This is a genomic window from Halarsenatibacter silvermanii, assembly GCF_900103135.1.
In the GTDB taxonomy this organism is placed as follows: domain Bacteria; phylum Bacillota; class Halanaerobiia; order Halanaerobiales; family Halarsenatibacteraceae; genus Halarsenatibacter; species Halarsenatibacter silvermanii.
Genome location: NZ_FNGO01000002.1, coordinates 1 through 14,851, shown reverse-complemented (window position 1 = coordinate 14,851; position 14,851 = coordinate 1). Strand labels below are relative to the sequence as shown.

The 14,851-nt window shown below is 53.7% G+C and carries 9 protein-coding genes; all 9 read left to right on the top strand.

All coding sequences use genetic code 11. The annotated features are described in order from the left end of the window. Positions 1–245: 245 nt before the first annotated feature. The gene (locus BLT15_RS01030; protein ID WP_089757809.1) at positions 246–1,178 is read left to right on the top strand and encodes a hypothetical protein; all 933 of its coding nucleotides are present in this window, start codon (positions 246–248) and stop codon (positions 1,176–1,178) included. Between the two features lie 603 nt (positions 1,179–1,781). Further along, positions 1,782–2,204 carry a hypothetical protein gene (locus BLT15_RS01025; RefSeq protein ID WP_089757807.1) on the top strand — a complete coding sequence of 141 codons (423 nt, stop codon included), beginning with the start codon at positions 1,782–1,784 and terminating at the stop codon, positions 2,202–2,204. 65 nt (positions 2,205–2,269) lie between these two features. Continuing rightward, on the top strand, positions 2,270–4,891 hold the full coding sequence (locus BLT15_RS13395; protein ID WP_200769661.1) for a hypothetical protein: 2,622 nt from the start codon (positions 2,270–2,272) through the stop codon (positions 4,889–4,891). A 395-nt stretch (positions 4,892–5,286) separates the two neighbouring features. Next, positions 5,287–6,147, top strand: coding sequence for a tyrosine-type recombinase/integrase (locus tag BLT15_RS01015; protein ID WP_159429751.1), 861 nt, complete (start codon positions 5,287–5,289; stop codon positions 6,145–6,147). Positions 6,148–6,162: 15 nt separating this feature from the next. Then, positions 6,163–6,909 (top strand): hypothetical protein, encoded by a 747-nt coding sequence (locus tag BLT15_RS01010; protein ID WP_089757804.1) that lies wholly within the window; start codon positions 6,163–6,165, stop codon positions 6,907–6,909. 244 nt (positions 6,910–7,153) lie between these two features. Continuing rightward, positions 7,154–8,416, top strand: coding sequence for a hypothetical protein (locus BLT15_RS01005; protein ID WP_143422985.1), 1,263 nt, complete (start codon positions 7,154–7,156; stop codon positions 8,414–8,416). 406 nt (positions 8,417–8,822) lie between these two features. Next, the gene (locus BLT15_RS01000) at positions 8,823–10,637 is read left to right on the top strand and encodes an S-layer homology domain-containing protein (protein ID WP_089757800.1); all 1,815 of its coding nucleotides are present in this window, start codon (positions 8,823–8,825) and stop codon (positions 10,635–10,637) included. Between the two features lie 207 nt (positions 10,638–10,844). Then, the gene (locus tag BLT15_RS00995; RefSeq protein WP_159429750.1) at positions 10,845–12,257 is read left to right on the top strand and encodes a DUF5723 family protein; all 1,413 of its coding nucleotides are present in this window, start codon (positions 10,845–10,847) and stop codon (positions 12,255–12,257) included. Between the two features lie 83 nt (positions 12,258–12,340). Then, positions 12,341–14,473 carry a PAS domain S-box protein gene (locus BLT15_RS00990; protein ID WP_089757796.1) on the top strand — a complete coding sequence of 711 codons (2,133 nt, stop codon included), beginning with the start codon at positions 12,341–12,343 and terminating at the stop codon, positions 14,471–14,473. Positions 14,474–14,851: the final 378 nt, after the last annotated feature.

Sequence of the window (14,851 nt, the reverse complement as noted above, 5' to 3'; positions counted from 1 at the left end):
CCTGCCTGCAACCGGCGCCGCCCCTGCAGCCACACGCGGGGCTTGAGGGGAGCATTCCACCGCACTTGTCAGAGTGGTGGCACTGGCGACGGTGGCGGCCAACCCTTGTGGTTTTCCCGGCTCTTGCCGCTGGTGCAGGCGATGCCGCCATCCGTGGTGTTCGGGGACCTTTCCCCGATGTATCAAATGTGATACAATATTCAACAGGAGACTACCATCTTGTGGGATTGGGGAGGTGTCAGAGTTTGCCAGAAAAGGAAGAGAGGATGTACTCGTTGAGGGAAGCGATTAAGGAGCTGAGAATGGAACAGCTCATAAAGAAGATCCAGCAGCTGGAGGAAGAGAGCGACAAAGATAATTTTGAGGGCTGGCTGGTTGACCAGGGGCTTGACTCCCCCTTCGACCACGAGGAGCTCGCCCCCCTTGAAGAGAGAAAATACATAAGGAGGAAGGAGCGGCAGCTGAATAGGCGACTGATTGATGCCGGCATCGACCGCGAAAGTCTCAAGAATGATGCTGGGAATTACGAGCTCTCCGAGGTCCAGAAGGAGGACGTGAAGAGGCTACTGGCGGCAGCCGACCATGTCTGTTCTCCTAAGAAACACGAGGAGAGAAGAGAAAAGCTGAGGAAGCTTCGCAAGGAAATTGAGGAGAAAATGCATGAAAGGAACCGGGAGGATATTAGCAGGGAAAGGGAGGAGAAGCTTTCGCGAGAGATAGACGAAAAAAAGCATGAAAAAGAGAAGTTAAAAGCAAAAATGAGCTTTGAGGCGGAAAAGTTCAGGGAGGAGCTCCAAGGTCAGCTTTTCCAGAGCCTGGACCCGGACTCCGATCCGGAAAAACTGGTGGAGAAGGTCAGTTGGATCGGCGGCATCACGGCAAAGCGTGTGAGACACCACCGTTCCAAAAATCGCAGGGATCCTTTAAAGTTGAAACTTGGACCATATATATTGGGTCCATCGAGGAACTTGGATTACCGCGAAAACAAAAGAGGCGACTTGAGCGAGTTACTGGAGGAGTTTGAAGAGAGATTTGGATTTTCCCTGAAGCAAGGTGGGGATTTTAAAAAGATTGCGAAAAGTTTACCGGAAAAATCGGGGGACCCCCCCGAGAGGGGAGAACTTCTTGCCCTCGTAGAACGTCTGAAAGAGGTCAACGAAGATTACTTGAAGTCTTAGAACGTCCGAAATCTACATAAAAGTTCAGGGATTTCCGGCCCCGGCGGGCAACCGCCGGGGCTTTTTTCTGTTTGAGGGGGATTTTTTGCGACATTGGCCCGGGGTCCGTGTCGCACCGGGTAATCCTCTCTTGGCAGGGCAAGAAGAGCCCGCCCGGCCGCTGTTCTCCCGGGTCGCTTGGCGAGCTAAGAACTGGCTGAGGGCGTTCCTGCCGGCGTTCCGGGCTACGACATCGGTGCGGGGGCGATGTCGTATACTTTTCGCTCGGGATAATTTAGAATAGATAGTGACAAGTCAGAGACGGGACAGGCTGACTTGGCAAAGGACCTTGAAAGCGGAATACAGACCAAACCCCCGGAAGATAAACGGGGGCGGCCCCGAGGGCGCTGGAGAAAGCGCCGCGCCGGCAGGGGGCCGTTAAAAAGCCGGCGAAGCGTTGCCCTTTCCCACCCGGCCCTCCCAGACTGGCTGCGCCGGCTCCGGTGGCTGCGGGGAGAGAAGAAAGAAAAGTGTTCTCTGCCGCCGGCGACGCCGGTGCCGCCACTCGCGGGAGAAGGGGGGAGAGGAGCGAAACCAAAAAACTCAAACTGGAGGCGATCTAACATGTCAAGAACCATCAGAAGACCGAAGTCGGACGATGGCATCCTGCCGCCAGGAGTCTACACTGGAGAGTTGGTCAGCGTGAAGAAGAGCGAATATCCCAGCGATTTCCACGACTCGGGCAAGAGGGACGCTTTGGACATGGAGTACGAACTTTCGGACAAAAACGGCAACTCGGGGACAGTGATGGACTATCCTTCGGAAAACTTCCGTCCAAGATCCAAGCTGCGCTCGGTCCTCAAGGGGCTCGGGGAGATGCCCGAAGAGGGGGAAGACCTGGACCTGGACGACCTCGAAGGCACTAAAGTCAGGGTCATCATCGAGATCGACGAGAAGAGGAACGGAGAGAAGTACAACAAGGTGGTCAGTGTCAAGAAGCGGGAGGATGACGACGAAGACGCCCGGAGCGGCAGCGGAATTCAGTAAAGTAAAAAGCCCCGCGGGTCACACCGCGGGGCACCACAAAACCAATAGAAAGGAGATGGTTAAAGATGGAAAAGATCGAAGCAGAGGGTTACGATGCAGGAGAGGTCGTTAGAGCAGTGCGCTACCTGAAGGACAAAGAAGAGGTTGTAGAGGTCAGGATACCGAACGCCGGCAAGCTGGGAACTGTCTCCGGCTACTTCGACGATCCCCGGGCGCTGGCTCGGGCGGTGGGGGATTACGACGGGGAGCACCCGATCTACCTGACGCTCAACCCGGTCGCCGGGGAGCTTCTGGCCCGGGCGGAGAACAGGCTGGAACACCACGCCCAGAGCACCACGTCCTCGGGCGACATCGAGCGGAGGAAGTGGCTTCTGGTAGACCTCGATCCCGTGAGGCCATCGGGGATCTCGGCCACCGACGGGGAGCGCGAAAAGGCCCTGGAGAGGGCGCGGGAAATGGCCGAAACGCTGGGGGGAGAGGGCTGGCCCAGCCCGGCGCTGGCCACGAGCGGCAACGGCGCCCACCTGCTCTACCGGGTGGACCTGCCCTGTGATTCCGCCACAAAGGAGCTGGTCAAGAAGGCGCTCGGGGCGCTGGACCTCAGGTTCTCCACAGGGGAGGTTAAGGTTGACAGCTCGACAGCCGGTGCAGCCCACCTCACCAGGCTCTATGGCACCCTGAACCCCAAGGGCGACAGCACGGAGGAGAGGCCGCACCGGAGATCGGGCCTGATAGAGGCGCCGGAAAAGCCCGGCGTTCTCTCCCGCGAAGAGCTGGAAGGGATCGCGGAGATACTCCCGGACGGCGGCGGGAAGCCGAAAAACCGCCGGTCCGGGGGCGGGTTCGAGATCGAGGAGTGGATCGACGAGCACGGCCTGGAGGTGGCCAAAAGCGCCCCCTGGAACGGCGGGGAGAAGTTCGTCCTGTCGGAGTGCCCCTGGGATAGCTCCCACACCGACAACTCCGCCTACATCGTGAGGTTCGAGAGCGGGGCGATAGCCGCCGGTTGCCACCACGACAGTTGCTCGGAAGAGGACTGGGAGTCCCTGAAGGAAGAGGTCGGGTTCGAGAGCGGACCTGACATCCCGGCCGAGGAAGGGGAAGAGAAGCAGGCCGACAAGCTGATCCGCCTGGCCTCCGGCGCCGAGATCTACCAGGACGAGGTCGGAGACACCTACGCCGTGGTAGAGATCGAGGGCCACCGCGAGGTGCTGAGGGTCGACGGGGAGCGCTTCGGAAAATGGCTGGTCAAGATGTACTACGACGAGGAGAGGTCCTCGCCCGGCAAAAAAGCCCAGAGGCAGGCGGTGCAGGTGCTGGAGTCCCAGGCGGAGTTCGGCGCAGAGGAGCGCAGCTTCTGCCGCCGCGTCGCCGAAGCCGGGGACGGCTCCTTCTACTACGACCTCGGCGACGAGGACTGGAAGGCAGTCAAAATCACGCCCGACGGGCCGGAGATCGACGAGAGGCCGCCGGCCGTCTTCGTCAGGAGCGGAACCATGGAGGAGCAGGCCGAGCCGGAGTTCCCGGGCGACCTCTCCCGGGTGCTGGACTTCGTCAACCTCCAGGATGAGGACGACAGGCTGCTCTACCAGGTCTACCTGGTCACCTGCCTGGTGCCGGGGATACCGCACCCGGTGCTGGTCCTACACGGGGCCAAGGGCTCGGCCAAGAGCACGCTGCTCAGGGTGACCCGGAAGGTGGTAGACCCCGCGGGGCAGGAGCTTTTAACCATGCCCAACGGGCGCAGGGACCTGGTGGTGGCGCTCACCAACAACTACCTCACCTCCTTCGACAACATGGAGAAGCTCTCGAAGAGCAAGAGCAACCTGCTCTGCCAGGCCTCCACCGGCGGCGCCATCAGCCTGAGGAAGCTCTACACCGACGCCGACGACAAGGTGATCGAGTTCCAGCGCTGCGTGGCCTTGAACGGGATCAACATGGTGACGACGGAGCCGGATCTTTTGGACAGGTCGCTTATCTTCGAGCTGGAGCGGCTCGGCGACGGCGAGTTCCGGGAGGAGTCCAAACTCTGGGAGGAGTTCGAAAAGGCCAGGCCGACCATCGTCGGCGGCGCCCTCACCGCTCTCTCCGGGGCCATGGAGCTCTACCACGAGGTAGAGCCCGGGGAGCTGGGGAGGATGGCCGACTTCGCCCGCTGGGGCTACGCCGCGGCGGAGGCCCTGGGCCTGGGCGGGGACGAGTTCCTTGCCGCCTACCGCGAAAACCAGTCCGAGACCAACGAGGCCGTGGTCTCCTCCCACCCCGTGGCCGCCGCCGTGAGAAAACTGATGGAGGGCCAAGAAGAAGAGAGCGGGATGGTTTCGGAGATGCTGAAGGAGATGGAGAAGGCTGCCGCCGAAAACAGGATCGACACCAACGACCACCTCTGGCCCGGCGCTGCCAACGTGCTCTCCAAGAGGCTGAAGGAGGTTAAAAGCAACCTTGAGGACGCCGGCATCACCTACAGCATCAGGAAGGGCAGCGACGGAAAAATCCTGACGTTCCGCAACGAGGAGGAGCAAAGAAAAGCAGAGGACAAAGAGAGCTCGGGATCGGGGGACAGGTTCGAGCTGGACTTCGGTGACGACCCCCAGGAGCAGGATGGCGAAGAGGATGGCTTTTTGGACGACATGGAGAAGGTCGGGGACGAAAGCGAGAAGCTCTACCCGACCAGGGACCGGAGCTGACGGCGATCCGCCCCGCGGCGGCTGAGACTTCTCTCCTACCGCGGGGCGTTTCCCCACCCACCTACCCAGGACGGCGGCACCGGCGTCGCTGGCGGCCAAAGCTCACGCTTTTTCCCACCAGCTGTTACCGACATCTCTTCCGAGACTGGCTGCACTGGCTCAGTTGGCTTCAAGAAAATTTCTCTGAAACCACAGCAGCCGCTGTAGCCAAACTGGGAAGAGCAGAGCGAAAATTGCGGAAAGGGCGGAAAGTTCTTGCCGCCGGTGCCGGTGATGCCGCCACTTTTGGTCAAAGGGGGTTTTTTCCGAAGGGTCAAGCGGATATCATACCTATGGAAGCGGAAGCCCGGAGAACTTCTTGTGGTTTCCGGGAATTCAAGAAAGGGGGTTCTTGCATGCTTCTGCAGGACGTCATTGGCGAGTACCTTGATGATCTGGAGGGAAGAAACTACTCGGAGAAGACCACCGGCGATTATGGAAACGAGCTAAAAAGGTTCCGGCTCTGGGTCGAGGGCGAATTCAACGGCCCGGTCTACGCTGAAGAGCTTGCGGAGGGCACGGTCGAAGACTATTTCTCTCACCTTGACCGGGATGGCATCTCCCCGGTCTATCGCAACAAGATACTCTACATTCTGAGGGGATTTTTCGAGCACACATCCGCCCGAGGGATCACGGGCGAACTGACCGGCGGGATGAGGCTTGCCAAAACCAGATCGAAGCAGAGGGATTACCTCACCGACCGGGAGATGGGTGGGGTTTTGGAGGCCATGGGCAACCCGCTCATCCGGCAGGTTACGATCTTCCTCTACAACACCGGCGCCCGGATCGGGGAGTGTCTGAGCCTGGAGCTTGGGGATCTGGACTTCAAGAACAGGGAGATCAAGATCAGGAAGGGCAAGGGCAACAAGGACAGGAGGCTGCCGATGAACACCCGGCTGGCGGAGGAGCTTGCTGCTTACATCGAAGGAACCAGGCCCGAGATGGGTACGGAGAGAGTCTTCATCTCTCCTCTCTCCGGCGGGCTCTCCCAGAGCTACTACAACCGCAGGCTGAAGCGGGCGGTGCGGAAGGCCGGGATCGAAAACAAGCAGATCACCGCCCACTGCATCCGCCACAGCACGGCCATGAGGATGAGGGAACAGGGTGTGGACATCTACACGATCAAGGAGCAGCTGGGTCATGAGGAGATCGCCACCACCTCAATCTACCTTCACAGCGAGATGGAAGAGATGAAAAAAGCTGTCGAGACAATCTAGGGAGGAGGGAAGGCAATGTCGGAAGAAGAAGTCGAATTTAGCAGGAAAGTGGTCAGAATCCTGGCCGCGCTCAAATCGGGAATGTCGGCAGGTGAGGTCGCCGAAAAAGAGGGCTACGCCTCGAAGAAATCTCTGGACACTTTCCTCCGCCGGAAAGGTTTCGAGAGGCCGGAAGGAGAGTACGTCCCGAAGGGCATCGATCGCGGTGGGCTGCCGGTGCCGGAGGGGGCGGGCTCGAAGGAGTATCTGATCATCGCCATGCTCGAGGCCGGTCATCCGCCCAAGCAGATTGCCAGAAGTGTTGGCTTTGACGATCACAGGCAGATCCCGGAGTTCATGGAATCGCGCGGTTACATCTGGGATGAAAAGGCCAGAAACTACAGGCCGGAAGATTCTGATGCGAGAACCGGCGAGGAAAAAGGATCAGGGTCCCTGGAAGAAAAGGAAGAGGTCAAAGCCGAAGGGAGTGCCGGGACTTCAGAGCTTTTAGAACATCTACCGCTTCTCAGGGAACTGGCTGAGCACAGGGAGGAGCTGGTGGATCTTTTGGAGCGGGAGAAAGCTCAAGGCAGGGTTCCGCACTACGCGGTTCCGGGGAACTCTCTGACCAAATCGATCTACATGTCCCGGAAGATGTCCGTACTGATCGAGGAGTTTAGCTCCGCCAGAAATGTCTCCCAGCGCCAGATCGTCGAGGCGGCTCTGGTCGAGTACTTCCGCAGGTACGGCTATGCCGACGAAGTTGAAAGTCTTCTGGATTGAAGGGAGAATGTGATTGCAGTCCTTTGTTTTGCACGCTTTTGGGGCTGCGACGCTTGTTTGTGCTACGATTCATGTCGATTTTACTTTGAATTGTCTCTCCTGTGATTTTTCTTTGGAAAAACTTTGTCCCGGCAGGTTTGTCTTGAACTTTTGCTTGAAACCTTTTCAGAGGTTGTTTTTGAAAAGTGCCGAAAGCCCCGGCAAAACAGTGGAGTTAGAGTCCGCGGAAAGACGAGGGAAATGGTTGGCCAATTTTGAAGCAAGAGTCGAAGAGCTCGAGGAGGAGGACGTGCCGTACGAGGGCGCTCTGACCATGGAGATCGACACGATAGCACAGAGGCTCTCGCCCGAGACAGTCAACGTCGGCACCGACTACGCGCTCACCTTCGACCACACCCACTACATCAGGGACGGTTTCGAGGCGTATGTTGAATGGACTCCCGACGACTCCGACTCCTGGTCCGAGGGCGACGTGCTGGACCTCACCTACGGCGAGGAGCTGCACGGCATACCGGGCGTCGAGTTCAGGACCTTCCACGACGATCTCACTACCTACGGAGAGCACGTTTTCGATCAGGCTAGGGAGGGCCACTTGGAGGCTACATTCGACGCCGCCGAGGAGCTCGACCTGACGCTGGGCCTCGACGTAGATTACCTCTTCGACAACGAGAGGGACGCGCTCCTGGACGATGACGGCAAGGCCGCCCACCTCGGTCTCGAGGGCTCGATCGAGATGTTCGACTACGGCGTTAACGTTGTAGATTACGAAGCCGGCGACGGAGCACAGGTAACGGCAGATGATGATGTGGTGTTTGAAGATGATGGATTAGAATCAGATAATGACGATGAATGGGAATTCCTCGCTTATGAGGCCAGTTTTGAGGTAGAAGATGTTGTTGAGAATCTGGACTTAAGAGGAGCCTACTATGCATACGATGAGGAAGTAGTTGAAGCCGGTACAGAATTGTATGATGAAACCTATGATGCATTTGAAGTAGGGGCATCCTACGACTTAGAGGATACCCGCTATGCCTTCCATCTGGATTACGCCAACATCGAAGCTGGCTCCTGGGCATACAGCGACACTACGCCCACCGACCACAGGCATGATTACACTGGTACAGTTCCTATGTTGCAGCAAGCTGACCCTGATGCTATTGGATCGGACGGAGCTCAGACAGTACAATTTCAGGTTGACGTTGACGACGTGATCGGGTTCGATCATTACTTCTTGGTTGAGTACTGGGACACCGATGCAGAAGTCTGGCAAGGCGACGATCCTGCTCTCAGCGATCAGGAGGATTACTACATCGAGCACGGCATGGAGAGAAGCCTGAGCGAGGACACTGAGCTCGGATTCTACACCTGGTACTATATGTATGACGAAGATGTGCTGGATGAAGACGGCGGTTATGATGGTACTATAGTTGGTGATGAATTTGATGGCGATGAAGACAGTCGTCTTGAGACTGAGGTATGGCTCGAGCACGAGCTCTACAGCTGGTAAGGAACGGCTAAATAGCTAAAACACAATGGGGTCCGATCCTCTGGCCCCGTCCCAATAGAGAGCGGATCGGGAGGCCCCCGGCCGCCGGGAGAGCGATTGGCCCGGCGCCGGGGGCCTTTCCGCGTTTTTAGGGTGCGGGGCGCGGATGCGCTCGGGATTGGTTGGCGGAATTGATCGCGGTAATAGCAGAGGATAATAGGAGGGGGTCGGTAGGTTCAACTTTCAACCTACCGACCCCCTCCGTATAATACCGCTCTGTTCGGGAAGGAATCTTTCGGCCGAATGCAGAATAAGTAATTAAGGTCAATATGTTATAAATAAATTCGTAAAATGCAGACAGTACAGAAAATCAGGTGAGACAGTCAGGAAATATTGATAGAGGACAAGACCACAGGAGGAGAATAAAATGAAATTCAAGCTGTCGAAAATACTGCCGATCATAGCATTCATACTTATTTTTACGCTGGCATTTAACGCCGCTTCGACCGAAATTTTAGCCGAAGAGAATGAAGATGATATTGAGGGTGAGAATGCAGATCTGGAGGAAACTCTGGAGCTGGAGGATTTGGAGGAGGATCACTGGGCCTATCAGGCTGTAACTCAGCTGCTGGAGCTGGGCATCATTGAAGGTTATCCGGAGGGCGAATACAGAGGCGAGGAGACCATTGATCGATACGAGATGGCTGTTATAATAGACGGTCTTTTGGCGACGATAGAAGACAGTCTGCAGGAAGTTATGGAGCAGATGGAAGCTGCCGAAGAGCTTTCTCGGGCACAGCTGGAGGAAGTTGTTGGTCTGGCTGAAGAGGTAATAGCCGAGGAGATGGAGGCTGATCTGGAGGGTCTGGCCGATGAAGAGGCTGAGGAAGTGACCTACATAGTTCAGGGGTTTATTGAAGAATTTGAAGAGGATCTGGCCGGTCTGAGAGAGGATGCTGAAGGTATTGAGGCGTATTTAAGCGAGGCTTTAGAAGATTTTGAGCTGGAGACAGAAGAGATAGAGGAGAGAATTGAATCTCTGCAGGAAAGACTTGATGAGCTGGAGGAGGAAGAAAAGGATTACGAAGGCAGTTTGAAGTTTGAGATAGATACGATAATCAACCGAATTCATCCCGAGACGGTTAGCGATGAAACAGATTATGGTCTTACCTTTGCCCACAGGCATGATTTTTACGAGGGAGCCAGCATCTACACCGAATGGTCTCCCGATACGACCGAGGGTTTTGCCGAGGGAGATGTGCTGAGAATAGAACTGGACGAGGATCTGCACGGCCTTCCCGGCATGAGGTTTACGGCCATGCATGACGATTATGTTTCGCCGGAGGAGCATATTTTTGATATAAAACGGGATGCCTATCTGCAGACAGATTTTGCCATCGATGATGAGGTGGATTTAACTCTGGGAGCAGACTGGGATTATATTTTCAGCAACGAGCTGGATACCGACGATATGATAGATGAAAGTCAGCTGGTCAATCTCACCCTGGGCGGTACGGTTGATCTCTTTGATTTTGCTTTTGAGGTTTCCGACTATGAGACGGCTGATGGATATGAGGAGATCGGAGAGAATGATCTCGATATGGAGGGTTACAGCTTTCAATCCATCGAGGCATATTTTCGCTATCGGCAGGTAATTGAAAATCTGGACTTTAGATTTTCCTATTACGATCAGGATGATGAGGCCGAGGAAATAACGGTGAACGGTGGGGAGATAGATGATTTTGATGAAGATTACAGCGGTATTGAGGTGGGAGCCAGTTACGATTACGGCGATAGATATTCCTTTCATCTGGATTATGGAGTGATAGAGGCCGGGCTCTGGCCCTACAGCGACGGAACTTTGACCGATCATCCCGCTGAACTGCTGCAGCTGGGAGCAGAGGGAATAGATGAGGGACTGGTCAATTATGAATCTAGCTTTTTGAGTCTGCAGCTCGATGCTGATGATATTCTGGATTTCGATCATTACTTCCTCCTTGAACGCTGGGATACCGACAGGGAGCTTTACGATCTTGATGATGATATGGAAGATTATAAATTCGAATGGGGCATGGAGAGAATGGTGACCGACTCCACCGAGCTGGGACTTTATACCCATTATACTTCCTTCGATGATGATGTGCTCGATGATCAGGGAGAGCTGGCCGATGATTTTGAGGGCGAAGAGGACAGCCGCGTTGATTTTGAGGTCTTCGTCGAACATGAACTTTATTCCTGGTAATCGCTGCTGCCGGCTGCAAAACTTATAGCCCGCGGTTTTTAGTTCGGTTCGGCAGACCGGAAGGAATAAAGTATGACTGACATAAATTCCCTGTAAAAACAAATCAGTAATTTGAGAGTATAGAGCAGAGGAGGGGTCATTATTAATAATTCACAAAAGAAAGTCAAGCGGGGAAATATTTCTCTGGCTCTCAGGATGTTTTTAGTTTTGCTGTCTCTTGCTGTCATCCTGGCTCTGACAGGTTTTACCGCCCGGGCTGATTATTCCACCATGAGCATCGGTAAGGGCGGAACGGGAGTGATTGATACAGGCATAACCGCTCTGCCCAACAATCCGGCGGGAGTTCACTTTGATACGGGGAGCTTTTCCCTGCGCGGAGATTTTATTCTGGGAGCCGGCAATACATATCTCGATTCTGATGATCTGCGGGATGCTGTGGACGAGGATTTTGAGGATATCATAGAGGAGCTGGGCGAAGAAGGGATCAGCGCCTACGGTAATTTGAACACGGGAGCTAAATTTAGAGCCGGTCCGATAGGCGGATTTTCCGGATCCATAACCGGGTTCGCCGGCGGTGAGGCCCGCGCTTCGGGCGAGATGGGCTCCGGTGTTTTCCGATTTCTGGAGGATCTGGAGGATGTGGACTTCGATAATGTACAGGTCGGTGATTTAGAAGAATGGGATCCCATGAACCTTGATGACACCGAATTTGGCTACAGTGCCACCGTCGATTACGGTGCCAGTCTCTCATATGATATAACCGAGCGGGCCGGAGAGAGCGTGGCTGAATTTTTCTCCGGTGAAGATCGCGAAATGCGGGTAAACCGGCTGGCCGTCGGCGGCACCTACAAGTACAAGGATGGAGCAGTAGGAGAGTTCAGTACAGAGGGGCAGATGGAATTTGTCGATAAGACGAGTTTTTTCACAGAAGAAATTGCCGATATTGACGAAAATGATCTTGATGAAAAATTAATCGTACCTAATACTCCTGATGTGGTGAAAGTTGAGGGTAAATACTCCGATTCCGATGATACGGCCAGCGGCTCGGCTGTCGATCTGGGGGTTTACGGTGAATTCAACGAGCGTTTTTCTCTGGGCTTTTCGATTAAAAATGTTATCGGCTCGCTTTCGACCAGCAGCGGCACCATAATAGATGGTGAAATGGATATAGACGCTGAGGAGGTAGCAAAAAAAATTGAAGATGGCCAAGATGAACCAGAAGATCTTATAGAAGATTATGAAGAAATAATCAGCGAGCAGCTGGATTATGATGAGGAGACCGGTTCCATATCCTACCGTCTGCCGATGATAATCAATCTGGGCGGTGCCTACCAGGCCAGCGAGGATGTGGAAGTATCGGGCAAGGTTGCTCATGCCCGGCACGATGTGGGGCCGAATGATACCCGGCTGGCGGCCGGCGTGGAAACAACCCGTTTAAATCCGGTGGATCTTAGAGCCGGCGCGAATTATTCTTCTCTGCGCGAGAGCGTCTCCTTAAGCGCCGGAGCTGGTTTTGATCTGGGCCCCATGCAGGCTGATCTGGCCTTTTCCGATCTGCGCGGTATTTTCAGCAGCGCTAAAAGCTTCGATGCAGCTATAGAATTTGGCCTGGAATTTTAATTTGATTAAAAGCGAGTAAAAGCTGAAGAAGACAATTTTACTCCGTCTGTATATAAACTTTCATAAAAGTTAGGAGGTGCGGGATGGCAGAAGCGTTCAATAATCTGGAAGAATGCCGACAAATTTTGGAGACACAGCAGGAGATGATCTGCAAATATAAGCCCGATACCACCCTCACCTTCGTCAATCGGGCCTACTGCGAGATGGCCGGCAGATCCAGAGAGGAGCTTGTGGGAAAGAGGGTGCTGGATATTTTTCCCGAGGAAAATCATGATGTAATCCGGAAGAATATTTCCAAACTGGGTCAAGAGAATGAAAAAAATAGCTATGAATATCCCATAAAGATGCCGGACGGCCGGATGAGATTTCACGAATGGAGTCAGCATGCCTTCTTTGATGAAGAGGGGGAGCTGAAGGAGATTCTGGCCGTGGGCAGGGATATAACCGAGAGGGTGGAGGCTAGAGATAGGCTCGAAGAGGCGCTGGATTATAGAAATTCCATTCTGGAGGTCATTCCCGACATCATCATTCACTATGACAGCGAGGGAAAATATCTCGATATAATGACCTCGCAGGAGGATAAGCTGATCAGCCCTAAAGAGGAGCTTTTGGGCCGCAGGATAGAGGAAGTTTTTCCGGCAGAGGAAGGGCAGAGATTTAAAGAAAAGATTCAGATGGCTTTAAATACCTGCGAAATTCAGACTCTGGAATACTGTATACCCACTCCCGCCGGGGAAAAATGGTTTGAAGCCCGCATAACTTCTCTGAATGATGAGGAAGTTATCTCTCTGATAATAGATATCACCGAGAGGAAAAATCAGGAGAAGGAGCTTGAGTTATCTCAATTTGCCCTGGATATGGCTCCGGTGGGAATTTTCCTGGTCTCGCCCGAAGGGGTTTTTGATTATGTCAATCAGGAGGCGGCCGAGATGCTCGATTACAGCCGGGAGGAGCTCACCGGCCGGAAAATTTCCGATATCAATCCTGATTTTCCCGAAAAGAGGCGCGCGGAAAGATTTGAGCGGGTGAAAAGAGGTAAAGCCGATAAAATTATCGAGGTCGAACTGGAAACCAGCGGCGGAGAGAGATTTCCGGCTGAGGTGATGAGAAGTTATATCGGTTATAAGGATTACGAATACGAACTCACTTTTGTTCGGTCGATAGTCGAGAGGAAAAAATGGGAAAGACAGCTAAAATACAAAACCTTTCATGATGAGCTCACCGGGCTTTATAACCGCACCTTTTTAACCCAGGAGATGGAAAGGCTGGATACGGCCAGGCAGCTTCCCATCAGCGTAATCATGATAGATGTGAACGGGCTGAAGATAATCAATGATACCTTCGGCCACAAAAAAGGTGATGAAATACTGCAGAAAGCTGCCGATATTCTGACGAGCGTGACCAGGGATGAGGATGTGCTGGCCCGCTATGGCGGCGATGAATTTTTGTTATTTTTGCCTCAGACTGATAACAAAATCGCCCATGATATTTATGAGCGGATAGAAAGAAAATGCGAGGAGATACAGGAGGATGATTTTCCTCTTTCGCTGGGAATGGGTATAGCCACCAAAACCGAGCCGGACGAAGATATTAATGATATCATCAAAGAGGCCGATGACAATATGCTGCAGGATAAGCTGGTCAACAATAAAAGCCGCAAGAACCGGCTGGTCAAGGGTCTTCTGGATACCCTGGGTGCTAAGAGCGATGAGACCAGAGATCACGCCCTCAGATTAAAAAGGCTGGCTCAAAAGCTGGGAAAAGAAGTGGGCGTTTCCAATTCCGAGCTGAATAGACTGGCGCTTCTGGCCACCCTGCACGATATCGGCAAGACGACCATCCCCGGCCGAATTCTGACCAAACCGGGTGATCTGACGGAGAATGAATGGTATCAGATCAAAAAACATCCGGAAAAAGGTTATATGATAGCTTCGGCCTCCGATGAATTTGCCGTGATAGCTGAAGAAGTGCTTTCGCATCACGAGCACTGGGACGGCAGCGGCTACCCGCGGGGGCTTGAGGGCGAGGAAATTCCTTTCCTGGCCCGGATCATTTCTATCGTCGATGCCTATGATGTCATGACCTCAGGCCGTCCCTACAAAAAAGCTGTAAAGAAAGAAAAGGCCTTAAAAGAAATAAAGGAAAATGCCGGAAGCCAGTTTGATCCCGAGCTGGCCCGCGCCTTTATCGATATTATGCGGGATGACGATGAATGAGCTGGCCGGTTGAAAAGGTCCGCAGCGTGAACCGAGCAGCTGAATTTCGTTTATGGCCGGATTGGGCTCGGGCTCGAGCCCTGACACCCTCTTTCACTTTTGCCTCACCGTCCTTCACTTTCAGCGCCCTGATTTTACCCCTCCCTGAGATTAATTCATTTCGGATTATATCATCTGATCACAACATCCCAGAAACTCAAACTGAAAAAAGTTTATATTTTTTGCAGGATATTGGCGTAGGACGGTCAATAGATATAGTATAAGGATTATTCTATAAAATCGGAAATGCGGACATTTGTCCTCCCCCTAAGCTGCTGGACATCGTAGCAGCTATAATATAGTATTAAGTCTAAGGGAGGACAAAAAACCATGGCAAAA